The organism is Paenibacillus sp. FSL H8-0283 (assembly GCF_045040675.1).
Lineage (GTDB): Bacteria > Bacillota > Bacilli > Paenibacillales > Paenibacillaceae > Paenibacillus > Paenibacillus amylolyticus.
Genome location: NZ_CP150295.1, coordinates 1,841,323 through 1,865,543, shown reverse-complemented (window position 1 = coordinate 1,865,543; position 24,221 = coordinate 1,841,323). Strand labels below are relative to the sequence as shown.

The 24,221-nt window shown below is 41.5% G+C and carries 40 protein-coding genes; all 40 read right to left on the bottom strand.

From position 1 onward, the window contains the following. Nucleotides 1-78: 78 nt before the first annotated feature. Nucleotides 79-858, bottom strand: coding sequence for a hypothetical protein (locus MHI52_RS08530; RefSeq protein WP_405158853.1), 780 nt, complete (start codon nt 856-858; stop codon nt 79-81). A gap of 108 nt (nt 859-966) precedes the next feature. Further along, nucleotides 967-1,125 carry a hypothetical protein gene (locus tag MHI52_RS08525; RefSeq protein WP_162158967.1) on the bottom strand — a complete coding sequence of 53 codons (159 nt, stop codon included), beginning with the start codon at nt 1,123-1,125 and terminating at the stop codon, nt 967-969. Nucleotides 1,126-1,300: 175 nt separating this feature from the next. Continuing rightward, nucleotides 1,301-1,630, bottom strand: a complete 330-nt coding sequence (locus tag MHI52_RS08520) for an HIT domain-containing protein (RefSeq protein WP_127544653.1) — start codon at nt 1,628-1,630, stop codon at nt 1,301-1,303. Nucleotides 1,631-1,647: 17 nt separating this feature from the next. Next, nucleotides 1,648-2,091, bottom strand: a complete 444-nt coding sequence (locus tag MHI52_RS08515; protein ID WP_390925994.1) for an NUDIX domain-containing protein — start codon at nt 2,089-2,091, stop codon at nt 1,648-1,650. 57 nt (nt 2,092-2,148) lie between these two features. Further along, nucleotides 2,149-2,739, bottom strand: a complete 591-nt coding sequence (locus MHI52_RS08510) for an HD family hydrolase (protein ID WP_405158852.1) — start codon at nt 2,737-2,739, stop codon at nt 2,149-2,151. A 23-nt stretch (nt 2,740-2,762) separates the two neighbouring features. Continuing rightward, nucleotides 2,763-3,602 (bottom strand): GNAT family N-acetyltransferase, encoded by an 840-nt coding sequence (locus tag MHI52_RS08505; protein WP_405158851.1) that lies wholly within the window; start codon nt 3,600-3,602, stop codon nt 2,763-2,765. Between the two features lie 53 nt (nt 3,603-3,655). Beyond that, on the bottom strand, nt 3,656-4,675 hold the full coding sequence (locus MHI52_RS08500; protein ID WP_405158850.1) for a phosphotransferase: 1,020 nt from the start codon (nt 4,673-4,675) through the stop codon (nt 3,656-3,658). Then, nucleotides 4,638-5,093 (bottom strand): GNAT family N-acetyltransferase, encoded by a 456-nt coding sequence (locus MHI52_RS08495; protein WP_127544667.1) that lies wholly within the window; start codon nt 5,091-5,093, stop codon nt 4,638-4,640. The genes MHI52_RS08500 and MHI52_RS08495 overlap by 38 nt, the downstream gene beginning before the upstream one ends. 1 nt (nt 5,094) lies before the next feature. Next, complete coding sequence (locus tag MHI52_RS08490; RefSeq protein ID WP_282318861.1) at nt 5,095-5,856, bottom strand: aminoglycoside adenylyltransferase domain-containing protein; 762 nt, start codon at nt 5,854-5,856, stop codon at nt 5,095-5,097. A gap of 26 nt (nt 5,857-5,882) precedes the next feature. Continuing rightward, a complete protein-coding gene (locus MHI52_RS08485; protein ID WP_405158849.1) occupies nt 5,883-6,776 on the bottom strand; it encodes a PhzF family phenazine biosynthesis isomerase in 894 nt (297 codons plus the stop codon). Continuing rightward, nucleotides 6,769-7,434 carry a Type 1 glutamine amidotransferase-like domain-containing protein gene (locus tag MHI52_RS08480; protein ID WP_405158848.1) on the bottom strand — a complete coding sequence of 222 codons (666 nt, stop codon included), beginning with the start codon at nt 7,432-7,434 and terminating at the stop codon, nt 6,769-6,771. The genes MHI52_RS08485 and MHI52_RS08480 overlap by 8 nt, the downstream gene beginning before the upstream one ends. A gap of 20 nt (nt 7,435-7,454) precedes the next feature. Then, the gene (locus tag MHI52_RS08475; RefSeq protein WP_405158847.1) at nt 7,455-7,997 is read right to left on the bottom strand and encodes a GNAT family N-acetyltransferase; all 543 of its coding nucleotides are present in this window, start codon (nt 7,995-7,997) and stop codon (nt 7,455-7,457) included. A gap of 6 nt (nt 7,998-8,003) precedes the next feature. Beyond that, complete coding sequence (locus tag MHI52_RS08470) at nt 8,004-8,414, bottom strand: DUF6979 family protein (protein ID WP_076327129.1); 411 nt, start codon at nt 8,412-8,414, stop codon at nt 8,004-8,006. Nucleotides 8,415-8,438: 24 nt separating this feature from the next. Continuing rightward, nucleotides 8,439-8,954, bottom strand: coding sequence for a nucleoside deaminase (locus MHI52_RS08465; RefSeq protein ID WP_405158846.1), 516 nt, complete (start codon nt 8,952-8,954; stop codon nt 8,439-8,441). A 31-nt stretch (nt 8,955-8,985) separates the two neighbouring features. Then, nucleotides 8,986-9,120, bottom strand: coding sequence for a hypothetical protein (locus MHI52_RS08460; RefSeq protein ID WP_405158845.1), 135 nt, complete (start codon nt 9,118-9,120; stop codon nt 8,986-8,988). Between the two features lie 20 nt (nt 9,121-9,140). Next, a complete protein-coding gene (locus MHI52_RS08455; RefSeq protein WP_405158844.1) occupies nt 9,141-9,707 on the bottom strand; it encodes a phosphoglycerate mutase family protein in 567 nt (188 codons plus the stop codon). Between the two features lie 14 nt (nt 9,708-9,721). Beyond that, nucleotides 9,722-10,225: an NUDIX hydrolase gene (locus tag MHI52_RS08450; protein ID WP_405158843.1), complete on the bottom strand. Its 504-nt coding sequence runs from the start codon at nt 10,223-10,225 to the stop codon at nt 9,722-9,724. Nucleotides 10,226-10,433: 208 nt separating this feature from the next. Next, complete coding sequence (locus MHI52_RS08445; protein ID WP_405158842.1) at nt 10,434-11,273, bottom strand: adenylyl-sulfate kinase; 840 nt, start codon at nt 11,271-11,273, stop codon at nt 10,434-10,436. A 63-nt stretch (nt 11,274-11,336) separates the two neighbouring features. Continuing rightward, nucleotides 11,337-11,789 carry a hypothetical protein gene (locus MHI52_RS08440; protein WP_405158841.1) on the bottom strand — a complete coding sequence of 151 codons (453 nt, stop codon included), beginning with the start codon at nt 11,787-11,789 and terminating at the stop codon, nt 11,337-11,339. Nucleotides 11,790-12,079: 290 nt separating this feature from the next. After that, nucleotides 12,080-12,427, bottom strand: coding sequence for a hypothetical protein (locus MHI52_RS08435; RefSeq protein ID WP_127544694.1), 348 nt, complete (start codon nt 12,425-12,427; stop codon nt 12,080-12,082). A gap of 5 nt (nt 12,428-12,432) precedes the next feature. Further along, complete coding sequence (locus MHI52_RS08430) at nt 12,433-12,825, bottom strand: hypothetical protein (RefSeq protein ID WP_405158840.1); 393 nt, start codon at nt 12,823-12,825, stop codon at nt 12,433-12,435. Between the two features lie 78 nt (nt 12,826-12,903). Then, the gene (locus MHI52_RS08425; protein WP_340903063.1) at nt 12,904-13,302 is read right to left on the bottom strand and encodes a hypothetical protein; all 399 of its coding nucleotides are present in this window, start codon (nt 13,300-13,302) and stop codon (nt 12,904-12,906) included. A gap of 15 nt (nt 13,303-13,317) precedes the next feature. Then, entirely contained in the window at nt 13,318-13,728 is a 411-nt protein-coding gene (locus MHI52_RS08420) for a hypothetical protein (RefSeq protein WP_282318870.1), read from the bottom strand. Further along, complete coding sequence (locus MHI52_RS08415) at nt 13,725-14,171, bottom strand: LytTR family DNA-binding domain-containing protein (protein WP_340032264.1); 447 nt, start codon at nt 14,169-14,171, stop codon at nt 13,725-13,727. Before MHI52_RS08415 ends, MHI52_RS08420 begins: the two co-directional genes overlap by 4 nt. Nucleotides 14,172-14,339: 168 nt before the next feature. After that, entirely contained in the window at nt 14,340-14,840 is a 501-nt protein-coding gene (locus MHI52_RS08410; protein WP_340903062.1) for a hypothetical protein, read from the bottom strand. 25 nt (nt 14,841-14,865) lie between these two features. Next, complete coding sequence (locus MHI52_RS08405; protein WP_340903061.1) at nt 14,866-15,369, bottom strand: DUF4188 domain-containing protein; 504 nt, start codon at nt 15,367-15,369, stop codon at nt 14,866-14,868. Nucleotides 15,370-15,400: 31 nt separating this feature from the next. Beyond that, nucleotides 15,401-15,853 (bottom strand): hypothetical protein, encoded by a 453-nt coding sequence (locus MHI52_RS08400; RefSeq protein ID WP_340903060.1) that lies wholly within the window; start codon nt 15,851-15,853, stop codon nt 15,401-15,403. 129 nt (nt 15,854-15,982) lie between these two features. Further along, nucleotides 15,983-16,639, bottom strand: a complete 657-nt coding sequence (locus MHI52_RS08395; protein ID WP_127544709.1) for a hypothetical protein — start codon at nt 16,637-16,639, stop codon at nt 15,983-15,985. 50 nt (nt 16,640-16,689) lie between these two features. Further along, nucleotides 16,690-17,070 carry a hypothetical protein gene (locus tag MHI52_RS08390; RefSeq protein WP_315372473.1) on the bottom strand — a complete coding sequence of 127 codons (381 nt, stop codon included), beginning with the start codon at nt 17,068-17,070 and terminating at the stop codon, nt 16,690-16,692. Nucleotides 17,071-17,111: 41 nt separating this feature from the next. Further along, nucleotides 17,112-17,576: an NUDIX domain-containing protein gene (locus MHI52_RS08385; protein ID WP_315372474.1), complete on the bottom strand. Its 465-nt coding sequence runs from the start codon at nt 17,574-17,576 to the stop codon at nt 17,112-17,114. A 70-nt stretch (nt 17,577-17,646) separates the two neighbouring features. Then, complete coding sequence (locus MHI52_RS08380) at nt 17,647-18,129, bottom strand: hypothetical protein (RefSeq protein WP_405158839.1); 483 nt, start codon at nt 18,127-18,129, stop codon at nt 17,647-17,649. A 147-nt stretch (nt 18,130-18,276) separates the two neighbouring features. Beyond that, the gene (locus MHI52_RS08375; RefSeq protein WP_253506746.1) at nt 18,277-18,687 is read right to left on the bottom strand and encodes a hypothetical protein; all 411 of its coding nucleotides are present in this window, start codon (nt 18,685-18,687) and stop codon (nt 18,277-18,279) included. A 41-nt stretch (nt 18,688-18,728) separates the two neighbouring features. Beyond that, nucleotides 18,729-19,202, bottom strand: a complete 474-nt coding sequence (locus MHI52_RS08370; RefSeq protein WP_127544720.1) for a hypothetical protein — start codon at nt 19,200-19,202, stop codon at nt 18,729-18,731. 34 nt (nt 19,203-19,236) lie between these two features. After that, nucleotides 19,237-19,749 (bottom strand): GNAT family N-acetyltransferase, encoded by a 513-nt coding sequence (locus tag MHI52_RS08365; protein WP_235431534.1) that lies wholly within the window; start codon nt 19,747-19,749, stop codon nt 19,237-19,239. Nucleotides 19,750-19,932: 183 nt separating this feature from the next. After that, complete coding sequence (locus MHI52_RS08360; protein ID WP_282318875.1) at nt 19,933-20,169, bottom strand: hypothetical protein; 237 nt, start codon at nt 20,167-20,169, stop codon at nt 19,933-19,935. 32 nt (nt 20,170-20,201) lie between these two features. After that, nucleotides 20,202-20,690 (bottom strand): cysteine hydrolase family protein, encoded by a 489-nt coding sequence (locus MHI52_RS08355; protein WP_282318876.1) that lies wholly within the window; start codon nt 20,688-20,690, stop codon nt 20,202-20,204. 67 nt (nt 20,691-20,757) lie between these two features. Continuing rightward, the gene (locus tag MHI52_RS08350; protein WP_036669450.1) at nt 20,758-21,468 is read right to left on the bottom strand and encodes an AAA family ATPase; all 711 of its coding nucleotides are present in this window, start codon (nt 21,466-21,468) and stop codon (nt 20,758-20,760) included. A gap of 90 nt (nt 21,469-21,558) precedes the next feature. Then, nucleotides 21,559-21,885, bottom strand: a complete 327-nt coding sequence (locus MHI52_RS08345; RefSeq protein WP_340983075.1) for a DUF962 domain-containing protein — start codon at nt 21,883-21,885, stop codon at nt 21,559-21,561. A 127-nt stretch (nt 21,886-22,012) separates the two neighbouring features. Continuing rightward, nucleotides 22,013-23,026, bottom strand: a complete 1,014-nt coding sequence (locus MHI52_RS08340) for a GtrA family protein (RefSeq protein WP_405158838.1) — start codon at nt 23,024-23,026, stop codon at nt 22,013-22,015. After that, nucleotides 23,023-24,036 carry a phosphodiester glycosidase family protein gene (locus MHI52_RS08335; RefSeq protein ID WP_405158837.1) on the bottom strand — a complete coding sequence of 338 codons (1,014 nt, stop codon included), beginning with the start codon at nt 24,034-24,036 and terminating at the stop codon, nt 23,023-23,025. The genes MHI52_RS08340 and MHI52_RS08335 overlap by 4 nt, the downstream gene beginning before the upstream one ends. Between the last annotated feature and the right edge of the window lie 185 nt (nt 24,037-24,221).

The following is a 24,221-nucleotide window of genomic DNA, read 5'->3' as shown; positions in this document are numbered from 1 at the left end:
AACCTACTGGTGCAACGCAGATCACTGGAATAGTAAGAATTCGCTAGGTTCCACCTTTTTTTCACCGTAGATGCGTGATTAACCCTGAATTCTCTCCACTTGCATGCGGTCAAACAGCTGCTCCAGATCCGTATGGTACTCCGGATGCTCCTTCACAAGTAGACTAATGTATTCCGATCCACATTCATAGAATACTAGACGATTAAACGGAGCAGTATCTCCAAAATGATTACTTTCCTGCCCAAATTTCGCTCGAATCAGATTCTCAATATAACGCGCGTAACCCTCGTTCCACTCTAACCAGCTCCAGTACTCGGCTTGTTCTTCATTTAATGAAGTGAACAACGCCTTTCTAGCTGTGTGTACTTGTGTCAGGTCTTTACTCTTCAAAGCAGACAACAATGAGTTAATCCGCTCCACAACGACTTCATCTTCATACGGAAACTCATAATCTAGTTCCCATGTCACACGCTTCAATTGCGTCATTTTATGTTTAATCTGAAGACGGTTCACGATCCGCTCATCATATTTCTCATATACATAACAATGAACATATTCGTGGAACAGATAGACTTTCTGCTCCAGATCTTTGAACGCTGTATCCGTTACAATCGCACACATTCGTCCGTTCATATGATGCACCGGCATCGCAGCAAGGCATTCATCTGGAATATATAAATCGTCCGGTACCGTCTTCACCCACTCATATTGCTGCGTTTTGGACGAATAATCATAGATATATAATAAAGCTTCATAGGCTACAACCACTGGATAATGTTCTGCAAACAAAGGATGTAGGCTAACCAAGTCTTTCTGAAGCTCGTTTAACTCGTTAATTTGCTCTAAAAAAGCATCCATGTCATTAACCCTCTCTTTACTGGATTGATGCGTTAATCATACTAGATCAGGAAAGATAAAACACTGAGAGAAAAATGATAATTCTGTTCGAGTGTGAGATGGTGAACGTTAAAAACGCTCTCCCCGTTTCTCATACAGGTAGATATCCAGTGCCTGAATCCCACGTCGGGCTAGCTTAATAAACAGGATCAGCGCATACACGCCCAGTCCATATAACAACACATTAATCAACATTGCAAATATCGTAACTATAGAACCAACCATCATTATTATTCCTCCTAATTGACCCTTTTAAATGTTCACTCCCTATTCTAGCATATTTTTCCTTAGTTCATTTTTGGGTAGATGTAAGAGTTGTTTGGTATGTTTAGTGGTTCAAAACGAAAAAACTTCCACATCCGTATGTGAAAGGTGGAAGTTTTGTAATCCGGTATACAGTTTCCTAAGTTCGCTCACCACTGACTATATGCCAATGCTGATGCTTCGAGTCTTGATAACTGCCCAAGTTAGTTATAATCTTCGACGAGCCTGTCTGAGCTAACAAGTCAGCAGCAATCTTTTTAATGACACGCATCATTTCTAAGAGTAGTTCATCATTATTCTCTTCCTCTTCTGAAATGAAGGACTGAATATGAATCTTGGGAATCACCACGATATGGTGTTCGTAGTATGGTCGGGTATGGTGATAAGCCATAACGTTATTTGTTTCCATGACAACTTTGACTTGCGTTTTACCACTCAGCACCTCATCACAATAGAAGTCCTGCGTCATAACATACCCTCCTCTTACTAGTTAGTTCTAATATATCCTGCCTTCTTCAACACATATTCCGTAAACGGATTGATCTCAGGGATCGGCTGATTCAGATCAAAATATCGGAGTTCCAGCCCTTCATCATCCAAAATGGTTGGGCTGCCCTTGATACCTGAAGCTTCATAAACAGCCATGACGTTGTAAACTTCATCACCATGTGGGTACTGATAGTACATGTCCTCACCTGAAAAAATGCTAATGAGTTTGAATGATTCCGCTCTCAGTCCGGCCTCTTCATACAATTCCCGCGCAGCTGTTTCCTCCAAAGACTCCCCGGGTTCCATGGATCCCCCAAGTGTCCCCCAATCCAAGCTATCTGTACGTTTTTGTAGCAACAGGTGACCTTCCTCGTTGAACACGAGTACACATGAGCCCGCCATAATTAGAGGACGCGGGCCCACCAGTTTTCTTAGCTCCATGATATACCCCATTCATGCTTCTCCCCCATCTTCAAAGTGCATACGTGAAACCTACCCTTATGATTTGGTCAAGATTCCCTGATCTACGGATTTCTGAATAAGCTGCTGCGCATACTCCCACAATGTTTCGGAACCGTTCGCAATCTCACGGTTTCTGTTTAATACCTGATCACTTGTAATGTTATATTTCTGCCACGTATCTCCCTCATTCTGATGATTGTGGATCAGAGGCTGCAACCGATCAAGAGATGAGGCAAATTGTGCTTCAGGAGTCTGCTTTGCTTCAAACTCTAACCATAATTGGAATAGTTCTTCAGCCTGTTCCTTAGGCAATATACCAAACAGCCGATGAGCTGCTTTGAGTTCACGATCATATTTATCCGTGTGTCCCACCGTATCGTAAGCGAATGTATCTCCGGCATCAATCTCAACCAGATCATGAACGAGAAGCATCTTAATGACTTTGAGGATATCCACATCCTTGTTGGCATGACTCTGCAAAACCAAGGCCATCATCGCCAGATGCCAGGAATGCTCCGCATCATTTTCAAGTCTCTCACCGTGCATAATTCTCGTCTTTCGTTCAATCGTTTTGAGTTTATCAATCTCAATGAGAAAGTGAATCTGATCCTGTAATGATTCGCTCACAGCACATCCTCCTTCATACCCATCTATGTGGATAGATCATACCAGTAAACTCTATAGTTAAAATCGAGTGACATCCCCACATCTTGTGCCAGACGAATTGAGCCTGCATTGTCCGGTGAACAATCCCAATACGGATGTATACCTACACGACTGCATTCTTCCACAAAAGCTTTTGCCACCATCGCACCATAATTCCTTCTTCTGTAGACTTCAACCGTTTCAATATCAACCGCATGTGTCTGATCTGCGATAAATGCCGAAAAGCAAACACTCGCGATATCATCGTTATGCACTGCAATATAGCCACAGCCATGCTGTAAAAAATCATCTATTGTCTTCCAAAAGTAAGAGATTTTATCCTTCAAGAATGGAGAATTGTTATATCGTTTCTCTCCTAATAGTACTTCATCTATCCTGAGAATTCTGACTTTCTCGTCCTGTGAAGCACATATGTCGAGAGGTGCTTGCTGACTTATCAGATTTGGATTCAACTTGAATACATGCTGAATATCACTGGAGATATCTCTTTTCCCGGAGATGTGCCGAAGAACATCTTCCCAGGCTTCGTCCACCACACCAATTTCAACAGCATGAATATGTAAGTTTAATAATTCAGGTTCAATACGTTCCCGCATGTACTCTTTCAATTCATTCAAAAAGGGTTCACTTCGAGAATCTCCGATCAACTGAAAACCAGATTGTCCATGTATCCAAATTAGAGCTGCTGTGATATTCTCTGCATCATCTACATAGATCCGTCCCGGGTTCAAGCCATACGCCACCGCTTTGACTTCAATATTTTGACATGAGTCCGTGAGATGTTTTACTTTGTGGAAATCATGTTTATTAATCTCGGTAATCATAGGTTCATTCCTCCTATAACGACAGCTCAGGAATTATTACATCAAGCGTGTAATCAAACCAAGTATATATTAAGCAACTCTTGAATCCTAAGATTATGCTTTTCCAGCCAATTCATGTTCCTCTCAAACTGTTCAATCATAAATGTGAAGTTGTGTTCAATCGTTGCTCCGGCATAAAACTGACCAATATAGAAATGAAGTACTGCTATATAATAGATTTTTGTAAGTAAAGGTAAGTAACTAAACTCAAGCGCTGAATGCTTGCGTTCACTTCCATATCCTTGAAGAAAGGACTCAATCATTTCCATTGATCCTTGGGATTCCTGAACCACATGGTTAAAGCTAATTGTGAATTCCATAAACGCAGCATCCATACCAATAAAATCAAAATCCAGTACACCAGTGATCTCCTCATTCTGAGCCAGCAAATTATAAATCAACAAATCATGATGAACCAACTGTTGTGGTAATATCTCTAACTGCAGATTAGAACTCTTAATTTCTTTGATCATTTTCTGATAAAAGATAACCTTTGAAACTGATAATTCAAAAGGTAGATTTTCATAAAAAACTTTAATCGATTGACGATTAGCTAACGGATGAATTTCGTACACTTTAGTAAATGAAATTCCCCTGTAAACTTGCTTGCCTATTGGGAACCCTTTCATTCGTGTCGAAAACTCACCCACCAGCTGCCCAAACTTCTTAGATTTGTCTACGCTAGACAATTGGGGTACAGTACCTTCTAGAAAGGTAGTAATAGCCGCAAGCGTCCCATTTTCTAATAATAAATAGTGTTGGCCATCTATAGCACTATGAAAGAGTGGGATCTGAAACGAAGAATGAGTGCTTTCAAGGAAAGCTGTCACTTTACATTCCAGTTCAATACCATCGATCGTTTTGAGATGTCTATTATAGATACGAACGATAAACCTCTGTTCTTGTATTTCAAGGATTTTGGTCGTATTCGTCAAGCCAAATGGAACGGCTCTCAAGGTATACTCGATATCTTCGAAATAATGAGAAATGATTTCATTAAATCTTATATTCATAGATTCTTGTCTCTTCATCATCAAGCAAATATCCTTTACCGATATAGGCCCAGTTATTTTTTTCATAATAATCAGTCAGATCAGTACACAAATACAGCTTGTCATACCCTTTTGCTTTCACCTCATTCATCGCATGGGTCTGAAGTTGTCCACCCAGATTCTGGCCCCGATATTCTGGATCAACATGAAGACACGCAAACCAGGGAAAAAGATCCTGCCTGCTATTCAGATCACTTCGCAACAAAGCGCACCCACCGATAATTCGGTCTCCGTCCAACATCACATAAAATCTTGGTACATCACTCTCTGTATCCACAGAACGCTCTATACAATCCCGATAGAAATGGAAGCTTGATTCCGAGCCCCATTGTTTCCAGAAATACTGTACTGCTTCTTGCAGCACGTCCGGCTTCTGCCGAATATCAAAAATTTGCAACATGTTAATCTCCCTTCACTTGGATCTGATTCAACATATATTCCGCATAATCCAGAAGTAAGGCTTCACTCAAATTCACATTCTCCAGTTCACCATTGTACTTTGCAAGACATTGCGAGATGACGTCCGTGTATTTAGCGGGTAGCGCTGTGAGTGCCCATGCTCCTGCTTCTCGCTTGGAGTGAATGACTGAATCTTCCACATACAAGAGAACCCGGGACAGATTCAATACATAGTAGACTGGATTGTCCACAATTTCTTCCATAGCTGAACTCACGTCCGATGTAATTGAGGCAATCATATGTTCACGATTTTCCGGTTGGAACAGATCCTTAATGGGTTTACCATCCAGCACAATACCTCGATCATAGATGACAGCCATATGTGCTACCAGATCCGGATCTTCATATCCACCACAGAGATATTGCTCATCCGTTCGATATTTCTCCCGGTGATAGGCAGAATAATGAAATTCGAAAGGAGTAGGGTATGCCATACTTACAATCGTAGATTCCAGTACAATACTGAGTTCAAAACCTTTCGTAATGTGCATCTCATCTTCAATATGCATTAGCTTTTTTGCTATCCTTCGATAAGTGTCGGCAGATCGCTTTTCCCGGCTAACGACCAATATATCGATATCACTCTGATTTGGATGAAAGCATCCCATGGCCATGGAACCGTGTAAATATATTCCCACCAAGGCATCCGTTAATTCTTCTTTCAAGACACGAGTAACGCTATCTAAAACAGTCTTTTCATTCAATAACAGTCTCTCCTTTATGTATATGATCAAATGTCCAATTCAACATTCAGTTCACGCACAAAAGCAGCTGTCCCCTTCATTCTGACATCCATATCCTCACCATCCCGAATCACACTCACTTGAACCTTTCCATCTCTACCAATCTCATGCCCTTGCTCTACCACAAACTGTACCTCATCAATCTCCGGTTTCACATAGGTTAAATAATAAGCACCCATCACCCCGGAGGCTGTTCCAGTCACTGGATCTTCCGTCGTACCAGAGTATGGTGATGAAAAATGTCTGGTATGCATCATCGCATCGAAATCACGGGTTTCGAAACAAAAGGGATGCAGGGAAGCTTTGGGATTCTCAATTAAAATTCCTGGGAACAGGGAAGAATCCGGTTTCATTTTCATAAAGGAGTTCAGTTCACGAATCGGGATTAATAACGTCCAGGCTCCCGTACTTCCATAAACGATTGGAGTTGAAAGGTCAACCTCATCCAGAGTGAGATTGATGGCGCTTACCAGCTTCTCGATATCCCCCTGGAACGGTATAAACTGCGGCTGATCCTGTTTCATTTCCATGTAAATGGTGTCGGCATTGCGCTCAAATCGTATGGGTAATGTACCTACATTGGTTTCAATCGTGATTAACTCTTTGTCACTTAACATCCCACGCGTCTTCAATCCATACAGTGATGCCATTGTGGCATGACCACACAGATTAATCTCATGGCCCGGCGTAAAATAACGTAATCTGACGTCAGCTACTTCAGATTTCAACACAAATACTGTCTCATTAAAACCAACCTTATAAGCGATCTGCTGCATCTCCGTCTCACTGAAATGATCAGCATCAAAAACCACTCCTGCCGGGTTACCTTGACCCGGAACTGTAGAGAAAGCATCATAATGATAAACCGTAACATCACTCATGATTAGACCCACTCTCTCTGTAATCTAACAGACGCACATTTCCATATAACTCTTCGCTTTCACCATCAATTACAACCCCGCTACCATCTTGGCACACATAAACCGTCGTACGATTAACACGGGTATACTCTCTTAATGAATTCAGGGTGTCTTCCGAACCATCCCAGTGCGGTGCAAACTCAAAATTAACGAGCCCCAGCGCTTTCATATCATTCAAACCCACTTTATTTTCATCTGCATCTTCCCCATACCCGGCTATCTCTATCGTAGGTGTAGTCAGAATACTGCCTGCACTGACTCCAATCAGAATGCCGCCACTCTTCACATAGGAACGGAGCAGACCAACCACATTTCTCTTCTGTAATAAACTTAGAAAATAAAACGTATTTCCGCCGGATAGATGAATTGCATCACATTCGATAATAGAGCCAAATGTGCTCTCCTCATACTCCAGATCAATATCATAATATTGAATATTATCTATTCCTATTTGATTATAGTAACTTCTAGTATGTTCAAAATACTTTCGCTCCGGGTCGGAACTTGAAGGGATATATCCGATGGAAGGCTGTTCACTGTCGAATAAGCTTCGTATTCTTTGATCCAATTTATCGTTAGAATCGAAAGCCAAATCACTTAGCAGAACCAACGTAGTCATCTTATTTCCTCCCGTACCTATTAGACTGGCTTAAACTCTCTATCCAAAATCGAGAAAAAATATTGGTCTGTCCACTGATTGTTCCACCATAGTTCTTCCTGGTAGACGGCCTCCCGTGTCATACCCACATGCTGCATCAGTGCTGCTGAGCGAACGTTTTGTGAATTACACATGCCGACGACCTTATGGGCTTGTAACTCTTGAAACGCAAATTGTAACAAAAGACGTGTAGCCTCGCTCCCGTATCCGTTGCCTGCGTATTCTGAAAGCACACCGTATCCAAGTTCCCAGCTTTTTCGGTAATCCACATAACTCCACATCTGAACAATACCAATGGGTGTATCTTCCGGATCATTCAAGCGGCGTATAACAAAATCATAGGCATATGGTTTCTCGTCTGCGAAAGCAAAATGGCTGCGATATTTCTCACGGACCTTTTCCTCATCCGTTTCAACAGTTTCCTCAAAGCTCCATATATTTGTGTCACATTCAAGTTGACATATGAAGTCGAGGTCCTGTTCTGTGACTGTTGTTATTCTGACCTTCTCTCCCACAAATTCCATGTGAATTCATCCCCTTTCTGTAAGGATCATTCCTTTTCCCCATAGTCCTTTAACAATATCGACCTGATAGTTTGACTTAATCACTTTGCCCTCAGTGACTGCTGACCACAATCTCTTACTATCTTCATGAACCATACTAGAGTTCTTATAAAATAATTTAACCGTGTTAATGGCATATCTTTTATTTAACGAGTTCTCTCTATGATTATATCTCCCTTGGGGAATACCTCTGACATAACCATCCTCACACAGACCTAGAAAAGCAGTTCTGGGACAGCCTTTCCGTTGTCCCCAACTTCCCTCACCGAATAACTCTCCAGTTGCAAAACTCCAAGCCTCAACTGGGTTACCAAATTTCTTGGTCTCTACGTAATGAACTGCATTAATAGCGGCTTGAACATATTTGTTTTGAGACATACGAACATCCCCTTTATAAAAAGATCATTGCTTAGGAATCTCCCATTCTGTATTAAGCAATCCTCTACCAATATTCCATTTGGCGAGCAATGCTCTCTGTTTATTTTCCAGATCAAGGTATGGTGCTGCAACACAGGATAACGTGTCGAACATATGGATAAAATGAGGCCCTTCCTTGAAACGTCGAAGCCCTCCATATTCTTCATCATTTGCTGCCCATACAATCTTCTTAATCCCCGACATTAATATGGTGCACGAACACATGGGACAAGGCTCACAGGTAGTATAAAGCGTCAATTCTTTCTTCTTCGAGAATTTCTTCTTCTCTACATCCAGCAAATGTTTTCCTGCCCGACGAATGGCATCCACCTCAGCATGTGCGGTGGGGTCGCAATCTGAGAAGACTCGGTTCCGGCCTTTACTCACGACAATCCCATCCACATCCACGATTATCGCACCAATCGGATACGTTCCTTCAGTAAATGATTGTTCTGCTTCTTCCAGAGCCAAAGTCAGATACTCATAATCCGATAACTTCATTGAAAATCCCCCTAAGTGCAGTTATAGTCGCCTATAAAGCAGATTCCTTGTCCATAAACCGGGTTACATCCGGTTCAGCGAAATGTTCATACACATCCTGCCGGTCTGCTAAGGTTAATTCTCTGAGGTACAGACGTTCAGTCTCTACATTAGGAAAATGTATCATGACATGATCTCCTTTACTCGTTAAACGTTCCTCATTGTGTACTGACCTGCTTCACCAAGAAAATCACTTTTGGTTATCCCTTTTTCTCCGAGTAACATCCTGTAGTTCGATATCGTACCATCATGTGAAATGATATACGTATTCCCGCTCTGTTGCCTGCACCACTCAAGAAGGTGTTCAGCTAATATCTTGAATCGACATGCATCCATCTGATTAATACTTTCTTCCCAACAATCCAGCCCCAGCTCAACCATTCTTATGCCAGAATACTTATGGCTGAGCTCTTCCTTGGAATAGATCTGATCACAGACGTAAGCAACAAAATCCGGATTCTGAGGAAACATTCTTGGGCCAACCAGCGGGCTGAACGTAAGATTGGTGTTTGGGACCAAGAGGAGTGCCGTTTCAATCGTACGTTTGGTTGGACTAACCAAAATGACATCTTCAGGCGCAACAACCACTTGTTTACGCAATGCTATAACCTGACTTTTTCCCAATTCAGTGAGACCAGGATGCTGGCAATTTAATTGATTAGGGTAGTCCATCAAGTGTTCGCCATGACCATGACGAATAAATGTAATGTCCATAGGCACCTATTCCTCTATTTCTGAATGAAGTGTTTGATGACTTTTGCATCAAGAAGGTTACTCAGTTCCTTTTTCAAAAACACAGGATATACTTCCATCTGCTCTAGTTCGTCCAAGGAAAACCATTGGAAAATTAACTTACCGTTATCTTCTAAACCTTTGAATTCAGTTTCACTATATATCTTATGGGCTTCCGGCAATGTGATGACATAATAAAAGCCAACTTCATGATACTTCAGGCCATCATATTCAAAGAAATCTTCACTAACATATGCAAGCCTTTGCGCTTCTAGATGAACACCCAGTTCCTCCATCATCTCTCGCACAATAGCCGCTTCTGTTGTCTCGTTTAATTTCACCCGACCTCCGGGCAGATTCCAGAAATCATCCTGTTCAGTCGTATGCAAAAGAACTCTTCCCGCATCCATAACAATACCTGCCACACGGAAGTTGAATTTGTTGTTATTTTGTTCATACGATACATTATTGTTATCTCCAGTGGTCATCTCGCTGACCATCCATCAGCAAATCCATCCATGAATCCCATGATGAATGAGGGAATGATGAGTACGAGCAATAAAATTAAACTGGCTATGCCCCATCTAAGAATTACTTTCCGTTTGCTTCGAACACCTATAATAATTAAGATTGCGGTTGTTGCAATTAAGGCTACTCCATAAAATGTCATAAAACTAACCTCCGGTATGTATTCGTATTTCATTAAGGTTACTGCAAAATTTTTTCTAACTTGTGCCTACATGCCTCGCGGTCATAATCCGAATTATCCAGCCATACCTTATCCATTTGAAGTAACCCATAGATTTCGGACTCCAGCTTCTTTCTTTCCTGCAAAACCTGTACCGTACCCTTAACACCCTGATAACCCTGTGCCTGCCCCAAACCCTGATTCGTATAATAATGAATGAATCCCTCTGACCATTCTTTTGGTCTTTCACGAACCGCCTTATCAAAGGTATAGGATATATCTTTCTGGTCGATATAGATGAGAAGCGGATTTAGAGCATGAATGATACGCCCCAGTTCCAATACATACTGCACGTTCTGCTCTTTGGATTGATTGCATTTTACGAGACCCATGGTTAGTGGATTCTGGATAAAACAACACTCAAATATCGTGATGCAGTCATCATTCGTGCTTAACACGTCTTGGGTGAAATCTTGCCACTTCTCGGTGATCAGCTTCACATTTTGCGCAAAAGGAATTTCGTAAATATCTCGGCTGAAAATATCCTGTACAATGTGATTGGGAAGCTCTATTCCCCATTGTTCTCTCATCTTACGATAAGGAATCAGGTATCCTTGATCATGAGCAATTGCATGGCTTTTCAGAATCTCTGTGTATTCTTCATGCGTTTTCAATAAGGACTCGAAGTCTCCAGCATCATAAAAAGCAACACCTTCGTAATCAGCAGGGTGATCCAGGTTCCCTTCCTGAAATAGTTGTACCTCCTTGCCCTTTTCTATCAAAATTTCGGATACCATTTCGGCAATTGTTGACTTGCCTGAACCCGGTAATCCTTCAATAAGTACTAAGCGTTTAGCCATTATTACATCATCCTTTATTTTGTGTGATGACATGGATTTTCCATGTATCTATCCGCTATTTTATTAATCAATATCCGCAATAACCCATTGCGCAGAATCGCCATCTTCTTTCTTTTTCCAAAACACCATCGTATTGATATACTCTTCATTGTTCTCTTTTAACTCGTTAACCGTCACCACTGCCTGAAAGAGCTTCCTTTGCTCCTGTATAGTTATGTCGCTCATGGGAGTAACCTTGAGAACTTTGTATCTTCCCATACTTGATATAGGAGATTTTGGATCAAAAAGATTCATATATCGCTTTTCATCCTCTTCGTATAAATAACGCATACGAGCATTCATAAGTTTGACGATTTCCAATTTGTCCCCTGTATAGTTTGTTTCATCGAGATACTCTGGTGGGATGTCTTCCTTCTCTTGGGATGTCGATGATTGTTGTGCATCTTCAGTGTTTTCCTGGTTCTGACAGGCCACTAGAAGTAGAAATAATACTGAAACTACGGTTAACTTTTTCATAGTCAGCCCTCCATTCAATCATGGATAATACTCCCCTGGTAAAGACCTTAAATGCCTTTTATTTAAAATATTTTATTTAAAATAGAGACTTCCTATGTATGTAAAATTTTCTCTCAAGGTACATCATAACCCATAATGTGGAATTTGCGAATAAACGAAGTTAACCATCTCTGTTTCTACCGCTTTATACGCAAAAAAACACGCTTCTCTGCACGAGTTACATCATGCAAAGCGCGTGGTTATCAGCAGAACTTTCACTCAACTTTTGTAACTGTCCACAATCAATCTACCTATCTATCAAATAACATATTCATTATACCGACCGCTTCAATCTGGATCTCTTTTTCTTCATTATCCGCAAAACGGTAACTGTATGTTGAAAAAATCCCTATATGCCCTATATGTCCGCCTTTATAGTGAAGCTTCTTTTCCTCACCGTCGATCGTCTGCGTAAACGTCCTGCCATCATTCACATCATACGAAGCATGGATGTCATGTTCACTTGCGAGCCACGCAACAAAATCTTCTTCGTTTGGATTGGTCATTACTAGAATAACGAGCAGAACAACAAGAACAACAATGCCCGTTCTTAGTCCTGCGCCCTTCTTGCCACCATGCTGTGTGTATTCACGCTCCATCCCGTTCACCCCATTTCTTGAACAGAAATCTCTACGTTCTTTGCCAAAACCCAACCACTCAATCCATACGAGGATGAGATCACCATGTACTTGTATTTCTCCTCGATCAGGTGGATTTGCAATTCATCATAGGAATCATAACTGACAGGCCACCCTTGACCCATCCCCGATTCTAACAACTCTCGATTATAAGGGATAAAATGCTCTATATCCCACTCATCCAGATCCAAAATAATGCTGCCATGCAGCGGTGTATCAAACATATGAGCCATAACACCAGAGAATAAAACATCCATATTTTTCGGCACATCATGACTTGAACGAGTACGCATCCTGATCCTTTTGTTCTCTAAATCAACTTCGTAGCTTAATATGATGTTGTCATGCAAACTTGGCATAGCCCCCCCTCCTTCCAGTATGTCTGTTTGCTCGTTTATTCCATGCCTATGAATTACCTCATCCCGTATGTTCATATATTAAACACCATAATATTGTTTATAGTTTGAGACCCATTCCGCATTGGAGAAATCAACAAAGTCATACGGCTCGCACTGTCTAAGGTAAAGCAACTCCTTGTGCGCCTGTTCCCCGTCCATATTTTCCAGATAAAATAAAGTCTGCTCATGTCCCGCACCACATAATAACTGCACATCAATATAACTGCCCGTATCCTGATTCTTTCGTTTGGCTTTCCAGATCAGCGTGGTGTCCTCCACATTTCCAATACAGAATAACATGATGCACAACAGTCTCAGAACCTCGTTATCCTCTGACTTCCGGTTCTCAATCTCTTGCTGAAGCAGCTGTCGGATGGCCTCCCGGTGTACCTCATCAGGTTCCAATCCGTACAACTGCAACAGTTCTTCCTCGTTCATACGTGTACTCCCTACCTACTTGAGAATGTTATTTAACTCTTCCGCTTTTTTCCTGCTATCTATTCTAGCATAAAAATAAAAAGCGATGACGTGTAGCACGATAGATAATAACCACATGCCGGGGAACCAGGGAGCGATGAATTGGAACATGTCTACCGAGAATAACCATACCATCGCCATGCCTCCTGCAATATTGAATGTGGAAGAAATGACGATATTCCATACCGGTTTTAACGTAAAATAGTTCCACAGTATGTTATACATCATTCCAAACAACAAAGCTGCAATAAAAGCAATACCCGCTATGTTCCATAAATAGGACATCTGAATGGGCAGATCACCAAAGAATATTGTAGCCAAGAGTGTGATCCATAGCGTCATTATAGTGAATACTTGAAAAAAAGAATTTCTAAGTTGAGTAATCATGATAATTTCCCCCTAAAGTTTTTAATATAAAATCGGCTGACGAAGTAACTGGAGCTATCGCTCAGGTCTACCTTAATTCGAGCTTGGTCTGTTGCAGAGAATGCGGTGATGTACCGCGTATTGATGATCGTTTGATTATTTATTTTTACAAAATGAAGGTCATCCAGATCCTCTTCTACAAATTTCAGACGTTTATGAAGCAAGTACCTCTCACCTGAGATCACCCGGACACAGCACATCCGATCCTCTGATTCAAAGGCAACCACCGAGCTCAACTGGATCTGTATATTGCGATTATTCTTGGCATGGATGACCGTTAATTGAGTTTCCGATTCACAGATTGCCTTCTGAATACGGTCCCACTTCGACTTCTCCGCAGGATGGGTTATGACCTTGGCTACCCTTTTATCAATTGCTGTGTCCTCTTCAAAAATGACTTTCATGTGTTGCCCCTCCTCTCACAACTCATATTACAAGCATAGTTACGGCAATCCCACTGTATTGCGTTTTGTTGCATGATTTTGCAAGTTTGTTGCATCGGTACTGCATAGATACTAAAAAGAACCACTCCATGGGAGCAGTTCTTTTTATAAGGAGGTGCTACGTTAACCTTACTCAATCTCCAGATACATATCCCGATTTTGCAGGATCATCTCATTCATATGTTTAATAGCTGCTTGCGCGACGGTCTGATAGGTGTCATATAACACCTCTGTTCTCTGAAGCAAGATTGGGTCCTTATCCAGATCTGTTGCCAGCACCTCAAGCCACTCTTCACCCACTTTATTTTTGTCCGTAATGAGACTTTCAATCTGTTCAAGTACATTAACCATCTCATCTAAATGAAAAAAGTGCATCCCATTTTTTATTCCATTCCAGCTTTTGATCTCAATGATGTTATATGCCGAAAACCAATAAAATTCTGCCAGACTTTTCGTGTGATTATGATAGGAATAGAACAGAAATAAAGCTTGTTGCCCTTCGTGTAACAATCGGTATATCTCTGATTTGGCTGCCATATCTCTGCCCCGTACTGATACAAGCATTGGTTCAATACACAGCCAGCTCAGTTGCTTTGAATATATATCTTCTGGTCGAAGTTTAGCCTTCATAACATGCTCCTCTCTATTCATCACTTTAAGGATTCTCTGGTACTTCCACGGCCGGGTCATTCTCTCCGCCCATTCTGCGTCTGGATGTCTCCATTTTCCCTGTCGAAGGCACATGGTCAGAAGCTTTAGCTAATCCGAATTTGGGCATGTTGGCGTATATGGTCTCGAAGGAACCCGACTGAGCCTTGTATGTTTCATGATATATCCCTACTGTTCCGTCAGTACCAATGGATCGGTTGAATTTTTTCCAAGCTTCCAAGTGTAATCCGCCTCGTGCGTATTTCTCCAATTCATCGTAAGAGCGCCAGTATTGGAGTAGCGTCACCCCACGCCAACTTATAAAATACTCTGTACTCAGAAATCCAGTCTCCGGATTCATATACAGTTCTTTAATCATCGGTCCCATGGACTTAAAGACAGGCAACCATTTGTGTATAGCCCACAGACGATTGATCCTCATTCCGATGATAAAAACAACAAATTCTCCCTCAATCTGAGCGGAGTATCTTCCCTTATGTATGTTCGCCACGTAATCTCTCCTTCTCTCAAAACATTCGATTTCATCGGATCTGGACGGCCCTTCCTATCCGCTCATAGGCATTCAAGGGAAACTCAAAACTCCACCGTTTGTGATATTCCTCCAGTCCCATTTCCTTCAATTTGCTTAATTCTCTGTAAAATAGCTTAGTCAACTTGACCAAGGATAACTCCTCAGACATAAGCAATCGCCCCTCTGTAACGGCTTCCGTGCTAAAGTTATCACTCATCTCATACACCATGAATTGAACGATTACCTGCGAACGTTTCTTGATCCAGAAGCGATATTCTCCAGGTTCGGTCTGCATGGTCATGGTTACCTCCGTGGCTCCTTTGTGCAATGCAACGAACTGACGTGTTATCTCATCCACCGCATCCGACAAAAAAGAAACCGGAATCTCAATCTGTTCTCCCTGATCGGGTTGAACCAGGATATCCAGCCATCCGTGCGGTTCAAGCGTCATAACGATGTCCATAGTCATCCTCCTTTATGTGATTTCATGATGCAAGATTAACTGGAGATCATGTCTTTCAGATATAACCGCTGTGCCGAAATATTTCCTTCATTTACAGCTAAAATAATCTCATTAATCTCCGAATGCAACTCACAAACGCATTTGTGCAGTGCCTTCATTGCTGCGTAAATCTTCATACACATTCCAACTTGTATACAATTCTTTTAGCGCTAACGCCGTTTTATGTATGAACTCTTCCATAGCTTCCATGGATAACATATTTAAATCACCCAAAGGTTCGTTGTCAGGGTTAACTAAAAACTCAAGTTTCTCTTCTCTATACTGGTACACCTCAGATTCCAGCAATCCGCCTAAATCAAATGCTCTTCCCACATTCAGCTCATTTAACCAATCATTGGCCCTGTTCCAATTCCGTAAAATCATAAACTCCAGCTTTGTGACATCCTGTGTATACACACTTCTTCCGTTGGGATGGACTTCATATGCAGGATAGATATCGAATGTCCACGCGCGATCCGTATAGATATGGGCGATGTAACCGCACAGATATTGCAGGAATTTGGGATCACTATAAGCTAATTTCTTGTTGGATTCAAAAAATCCTTTAAGTTCTTCGTCTGTTGCGAATCTTCCTGCCTCTGGCATGAGGTGGGTTTTCGCCTTTTCTGTACGAAGATTAGTTCTTACATGGATCGAATCAGGAGCAAGGCTCCCCAATAACAATTCAGGGAATGGTTCGGATATCAACTCGGATGCAATTGCAAAATGTACCATCGGCCAAGGCAATGTAAAAACTCCTTTCTTTATTAAAAGGCTCAACTATGATGTTGTATGACTTACAAAGCTAAGTGCTCACTCTCTTGCACATGTATCAATTCAATATCCTCACAATAAAATCCTAATATTCCGTCCTCATAGTCTTCAACGTAATATTTCATCGGATGATATCCGTGGTCTTTCAGATCTTTAATATTAAACCCACTTATCTGAACTAGAACACCATGAGGCTTATAATGAAAACTTTCAATATTAGTGAATCTAAAAAGTAATTCATATGTAACATTTAATAATTTTATTAAAAATGTAATATCTGCAATCGAAATATTTTCATAATATTTGTCTTGTTTTATATACAGATTCAACCCAGCAACCCACTCCAAATTTTGAACAGAAAATGCTGGAATAAAAGGTTGAATTATTGCCATGTTTTTCACCATAATCTAACCTCTATTCATTTTGGGCTATTATATTTACGCAATCACTGGCGTAGCAATTTAGACTCTCCTTGCTTCAAATCTACAAATATAGGCTTCTGCACATTGTTAATTGTGGAGATATCAATCTCATCCAGACTTTTAAAAACAAGCTGTAATGACTCCTTCTGTTCATCTTCAAATAAAAGAGTTAATTGATCATCACAGAGTTTTCCTTCCAACTCCGCAATAACGTCAAATAAAAACATTACAAATACTACTTCATTTCCATCCGGATACGTATAGTGCATCCTCTCGCCCGTATAGATGGAGGCCAATTCATAAGAACTCACCTCAAGCCCTGTTTCCTCTTTCACTTCTCTAATCATGGTTTCTTCGATTCGTTCACCTGGTTCCATACCACCACCGGGTAATCCCCAATCTCCATAATCTGATCTCTTTTGCAGCAGAACCCTCCCCATATAATCTCGAATAATAGCTCCACCCGTAACTACAATACGACTAGTCATTACTCTTGCTCCTCTCTGTTGGGTTGCTTTCAACAGCTTACGATTTTAATCAGGAACCTTTTCTATTGATTCATATTCCAAAATGCACAATGCATTTCCCATTTTTCTCAGCATACTTTGCCATGTTCGCAAGCTTATGTAATTCGTTGATTAATTCAACTCTGTTGTACACGAGTTTCTCGTAGTAGCCCTTCCGTTCTTCTCCATCAAAACAGTAACTCCCTGTCAGAACAATCGGATCCGCCGCATGGCTGAATAGATCAATCCAGGCCTGAATCAGTTGATGAAACTTCAACAAAACATCCTGCTCTTTAATCACGGTTATTCCATAGTTGTTCAGTCCACTACATCTCATACACGTAGATGGATTCCATGTATCCAACCATTGAAGGGAATCATAGATGTATGCAATAAATTCGTCTTCCAGGGTCGCATGATTCTCTGGCGTTAACCCACTTTTATGTATCAAGTCCTGAGAGTCCCAAGAGTAGGAAGTATGGATATACTCGTTTACTTCCGCTTTGTTTTCAATAACAAAATGATGCTTCGGCATGCTTATGCCCCCCTCAAACACTTCACTCCCATAGACTCCTCTTAATTCATCATAACCCATGTATTGGAAAATGGAAATTGAAAAAGATCCTATCTATCTCCCAACTCAGGAGAAGCACATAGGACCTTGAGAAAAAATTCATTACATTTAGAAAATCCTTCTTTTACTCAGAAACTCTGTTCCTTCTTCACGATACATCTCTATAAATTCATTGGTCACATGATCATGCCTCAGTGCTCCCATATAATCTGTTCCAGGTTTGTTCGATCTATAATCTGAATCAATCGTGTAGATATTGAAGTGCACCTCATCTTCATCCTCTGACACATCTGTTTTATCAAAAAGTGAAATCACTTCATCTTTACCAAGAAACCTAAATGGAGAATCCTGACGCTCTATAATATAAAAAGGATATGTGATTTTCTCTACCTGAACGAATTCCTGGTATTCCTTAAGTTCATCAGGTATGAGATCCATGTACAGTCTAGCTACTTCTTCTGCCTGAAATACACCTGAGACCCACTTCGAACTCCCTTTGGTTGCTACGATAATGAACATACTAATCACCTTCTAATTTAAATATTCCTATGATATACGGTTTACTGTTTGTCTAAATATTGTGTAAATACCTTTAATACGTATTCATTATCTGCATCATTCTCATTAGTATCTGTATCTTGGGTTATCTCAACATAAACATTCGACTTCAAAAAAAGATCTATAATTTCATCAGGCTCACTCACATTCTGAATTTTGCATCTGAAAGGTAGCTCCTTATTGCTATCCGAGATTAGATTAAATCTTAATTGACTCGCCATAAAATCAAACCATAGATAAAATATCAATCCGCTCTGCTTATTCGAATGATTAATCTGATTCTGACGGTTGGCTATGACGTTCATAATAAAAGCACTAAAATCACTCAAGTTCACTTCATTAGACATTTCTTCTGAAATTGAAATACACCACATATTCGTTTCTATTTCTTTCTGAAGTTCTGAATCAGAAGAACCTATATAGATCACATCATGAATAATTTCTTCGAGGTCCTTGAAATATTGCTCTTTAGACATTTAACCTACTTGCTCCCTTCATACTTCTATACCGTCATCCACGTACAAAAGTCTGAGACAAAATCCGGTGGCTACCAGCGATGTTGTCAATCTCAATGTTATATTCAGACTCAGTGTATTCAATCTGATGTTGCTCATAATATTTTTTCCAGAACGAAACTGCTGCCGCATTATTAGCAAGCTGTTCCACTTTAAATGTACCCTCAAATTGAGCAAAAACCAAGTCAATCGCTTGTGCTGCCAGCCCCTGTCCGCGATATTTTTTGACCAAGAACAGCTCTTGCACGGTATAATCCACACCTTCCGGCACATATGGAGGTGAGCAGACCAGTACGAATCCAATAACCTTTCCTTCATACTGAATCAAAAACGGATGTAATTCATCGCGTTCCAGATATAGATAGGTGTTCGTTGGATCATATTTCCCCTCTTCAAGTAGATCCTCGCCAGAAAATTCGGACAGATCATATAAGTACAAGTTGTACAGGTTGAGGAACAATTCCTTTTGTTCTGCCAAAATACTCGTAATTTGCACATTCATCTTCATTGCACATCTCCCTTAGTTAATGAGTTGGTTAGTGGTCCATACATGACATTACCGATGTCCACAACGAGTTTGCTGTGCCCTGTTCTCAATATATCCTTTCAACCACAGCAGATATAGGCAAAGTTTGGTTTAAACCATGGAGTAACCTACTTTCACAGTGGACATGAACAAAAAAAAGACTCCCTAAAGAGTCCGATTATTGGTCTTGTCTTTATTTTTCACCAAATATCCACTGGCAAGCGCTGCGGGAGCGATAAAAGGTAAGAACGTCAACCAATCCATGAAAAGAAGTATAGGAACGAAAATAAATATTACACTGAAATACATCATGACTGGAGATTTTTTCTTCAACCCCTGAACACCGAAAACAACTCCTGCCAATGAGATCAATAGGACAAAAGCAACGTTAAGCACGTTCATAACCATCACCTCCACTGGCATGTAGCCAACACTTATTGAATCAGATAATCAACCACAGGATATGAGATCACATTGCGATCTCTGTACGTTGAAGCCACCGCTTCGGGATGTGTGCTAAGAATTCCATTTTGCAACATCACCGGACGGAAACCTCGCTCCATCGCTCCGTTGTAGGTGAATAGAACACATTCCTCTGCGGCAAAACCGGCGATGATCACCAATTCAACTCCATGACTCTTCAACACCTGCTCCAAATCGGTCTGCCAGAAGGCATTGGAGGCTTCCTTGGTAACGGTGAGATCCTTCTCATTCACATCCACCTCGGGTATGATGCGATACTCATCTGACACTGCCTCCTCCATGCCCTCCACATCCTGCACGTAAACGACCGTATGATCATTCGAGCGCAGCACATTAGCCACATGGTTAATGTACTCACAGGCATGGTCTATCGAAGTCTGGTCCATCTTTTTACGCACAATACTCTCCTGCATATCAACAATCAGCAAACCTACTTTCATCCAATCTCTCCTCATAAATAAATTTCATGTCGCATGGTTGAGTGACTTCCCTTGTTAAACTGAGAACTTAATCTTTAAATAATTCATTCAGCATCCGGTCGCGATTCTCCAGAAAGCTGCGAGTAATCTGATAGTGATCTGTCTCCTCATAGGCTATCTCTTGAATATGGCTATCGTCAAAACTTAAAATCTCTGCCCCCGGATATCCCAGCAAAATGGGTGAATGCGTCGCAATAATGAATTGTGAAGTGCCTGACAGATCATGAAGGATACGCAATAAGGAGAGCTGCCTAGCTGGAGACAAAGCGGCTTCGGGCTCGTCAAGCAGATAGATGCCTTTGGAACTGAAGCGATTGACGAACAGACTGAGAAAAGACTCCCCATGTGATTGTTCATGTAATGAACGCCCGCCATAATATTGAAGCGACGCCGGCATCTCATCGACATGTGATGCGAATTGATAGAACGATTCAGAGCGCATGAAGAAGCCATTCGTTATTTTGGGTAACCATGCCAGCCTGAGATAATTCCCGAGCGAGGATTCTGAAGCATGTGTCTCATAGGTATTATTCCTGCCGCCCCCTGCGGTATTGAATCCACATTGATGAGCGATGCCTTCGAGCAGCGTAGATTTCCCTGAACCATTTTCACCTACAAAAAAAGTAACGTTATTCGTGAGCTCCAATCGTTCCAAGGACCGGATCGCGGGGATGTCAAAAGGATATTGGTTCCGATTCTCGATCTTGGCCGACAGGAGTTCCACACTTCGAAGATACATAATCATCCTCCCACATTTATTTTATATAAGTTCGACAAAAGAACATTTACACTCGAACTTCGCACACTTATCTTCAAATTAAAATTAAGTTTACTCTGATTGGTCCAGCCATGGACGAATGATGTCCTTGCGGGTTATGATCTCCATCGTTTTCATGAAAAACCAGGTAAACCCCGCATAAAAACCGATAGGAGGATAACGAAAAGCTGCGGGTTTATTGCCTTCATAATAGAAGTGCCCCATCCAGGATAAAACGTAATGGGTTACAGCGAGTAGGAGCGTGACTTTGATATCAATAAACAAAAAATTCCATGCCACAAACGCCGACAAAAACGCGAAGTAATGCAAAATGCGGTTTTTCCGATCCTGATGCTCCTGAAGGTAATAACGCAAGTCCTTGCGCACACGATTCAACATCAGTCCACATCCATTTCACCTAAAATAAGGCTCCTTATATCCCACTCCATCGTAACCTATTTCGGGGTACATATGAAACCGTTCCAACCAAAAAAGAGCAAGCCATAGGCTTACTCTCTCTTCAGAGTTAATAGACAAATCTGCGCTGTGCCCAATAGCTGAACAGGAAGATGGATACCTCGGTCAGCAGCTTAGCTGTGAGCAGCGGGATAATTAGTTTTTCATTATAAAAATACAATAAACCGTAGTTTAATAACAGCACCAGTAGGACAAGTGAGAAATATTTGGGCAAAGACTGCCGAACCTTAGAGGTTCGTCCAGCGGAAAATACGTACTTCCGATTAATCGTATAGTTGAAGATGGAGCTACACAGTCTTGCTGCGACAACCGACAGAAACAGATTATGCGTGAAATACTGAATAACGAACAGTAATCCAAAATCAATCATTGCCGATAGCACCGAAGATGTGCTGAACATCAGGATTGGCATATAGATCCGGAACGAATCTACCAGTGGGCGGAAATGAGAGGACTCATTGTGATCCAGATACACCGTATCAATAAACTCCTCCGTAATCTCATACCCTTCCTTGTGTGCCGTTAATAACATGTTCATCTCATATTCAAACCGATCCCCGGGAATCTGGTTCAGCCAGACCAGCATGGAGTAAGGAAAACCGCGTAGACCCGTCTGTGTATCATATACTTTGGTACCTGTTGTGAGGGAAAAGACCACCCGTGTGACTGTGTTGCCAAACCGGCTACGTGCTGGAATTTTTCCGCTGAAGCGACGGCTGCCGAGTACAATTCCTGGTGTCGTTTGTGCGAGCAGTACTTCGAAGATACGTTTAATATCATGTGGCAGATGCTGTCCGTCACTATCTGCGCACACTACACCGCCCTGAGGTCCGTACTCCTTAATATACTGAAAACCTGTCTTTAACGCCCTGCCCTTACCCAAATTGACGGGATGTGTCAGGACCTTACAGCCATACGCTTCTGCCGTTTCAAAAATTCCACGGTAACTTGGGCCACTTCCATCATCTACAATCACAATAGGTCCAAGTTTAAAAGTCTGTAACTGCAGAACGAGATTCAATAAACGCACATCGGGTTCATATGATGGAATTAATATCGTCATGATCCTTGTCCCTCCGTCAGATATAAAATGTCACTTACGCCACGTTCCTGGTTACGCCCCAGCGGGTTATTGACAACTCTGCCCATAAAATACATCGTGGATGAACCGCCGCCGTCTAGATTGTAAGCCCCGGTTGCTCCGAGGCCTTTCATGACATCCGCCAGTTCTGCCAAAGTCATGCCACGGCTGTTGTCCTGCCGTCCGTCCACCACCACAAAGACATAATGATTCGGAGCAATCATGCCGATCGCTGTTCTTGGATTTGCGTCTTGAATGGAACGATTACCGAAGTTATTATCGATTTTCACACTGCTAAAATCACTGACAATCTCGCCATCCTGAATCAGAATGGGCCCAAAGGATAGTGTATCGGTTGCACCTTCGGCCAGCAGTTCCGAGGAAGAAATCTCGTTCTCGTTATATGTTTTCATCGTACCGTCGTTGAACAGGGCAAGTGCATCCCGCGTGGGGCTGTCCCGATACAACGTTCCATTTCGGATAATGACACCATCATCACGGAATCCGTAATAATCACCATTAATGGCAAAGATCGCATTGTTGGCTGCGGCAATCTCTGACGTATTTTCGGTAATGTTCGTTCCAAAACTGTTGTCCGCTAGCGCAGTTCGCAGGCTGCTTGCATCCGTTAGCTGAACATCGGCGACATAATACGTAATCTGATCCGAGCCAGAACCCGTCTGTACCTTTTCAATATTGACTTTCATATCATCACTAGAATAATTCCAATCATCTGACGTTGTATTCACTTCAGTCGCTGTGGTTGAAGTGTTGGTGGAATCATTCGCGTTGTTCGTTGTTGCCGTTGCCGTGTTCTCATCCGCCACAACCACCTGCACATGCCGGATCAGGTAACGGTCAGCCAGGCTGTACAGGATACCACCTACCACAAGCACGATGACAAGTGTGATGATGAGCCATCTGTGCTTTCTTGGAGAGATCGGTCGTTTATGTGGTTCTTTCCGGGTTGGTTTCTCATCAATCTTCATCATGTGAAGCTCACCTCTTCATCTAAGTTCTTAAGGCCATATTAGGCCGGGTAGCTTAAATGAATCTGAAACCATATCAAAAAAGGTGATCCATTTTCCCATTGAGGAAACCAGATCACCTTGATTTATAATCTATACAATCCTAAGGCCACTAATATCGTGTACATATTCGTTCAACATTCATATCA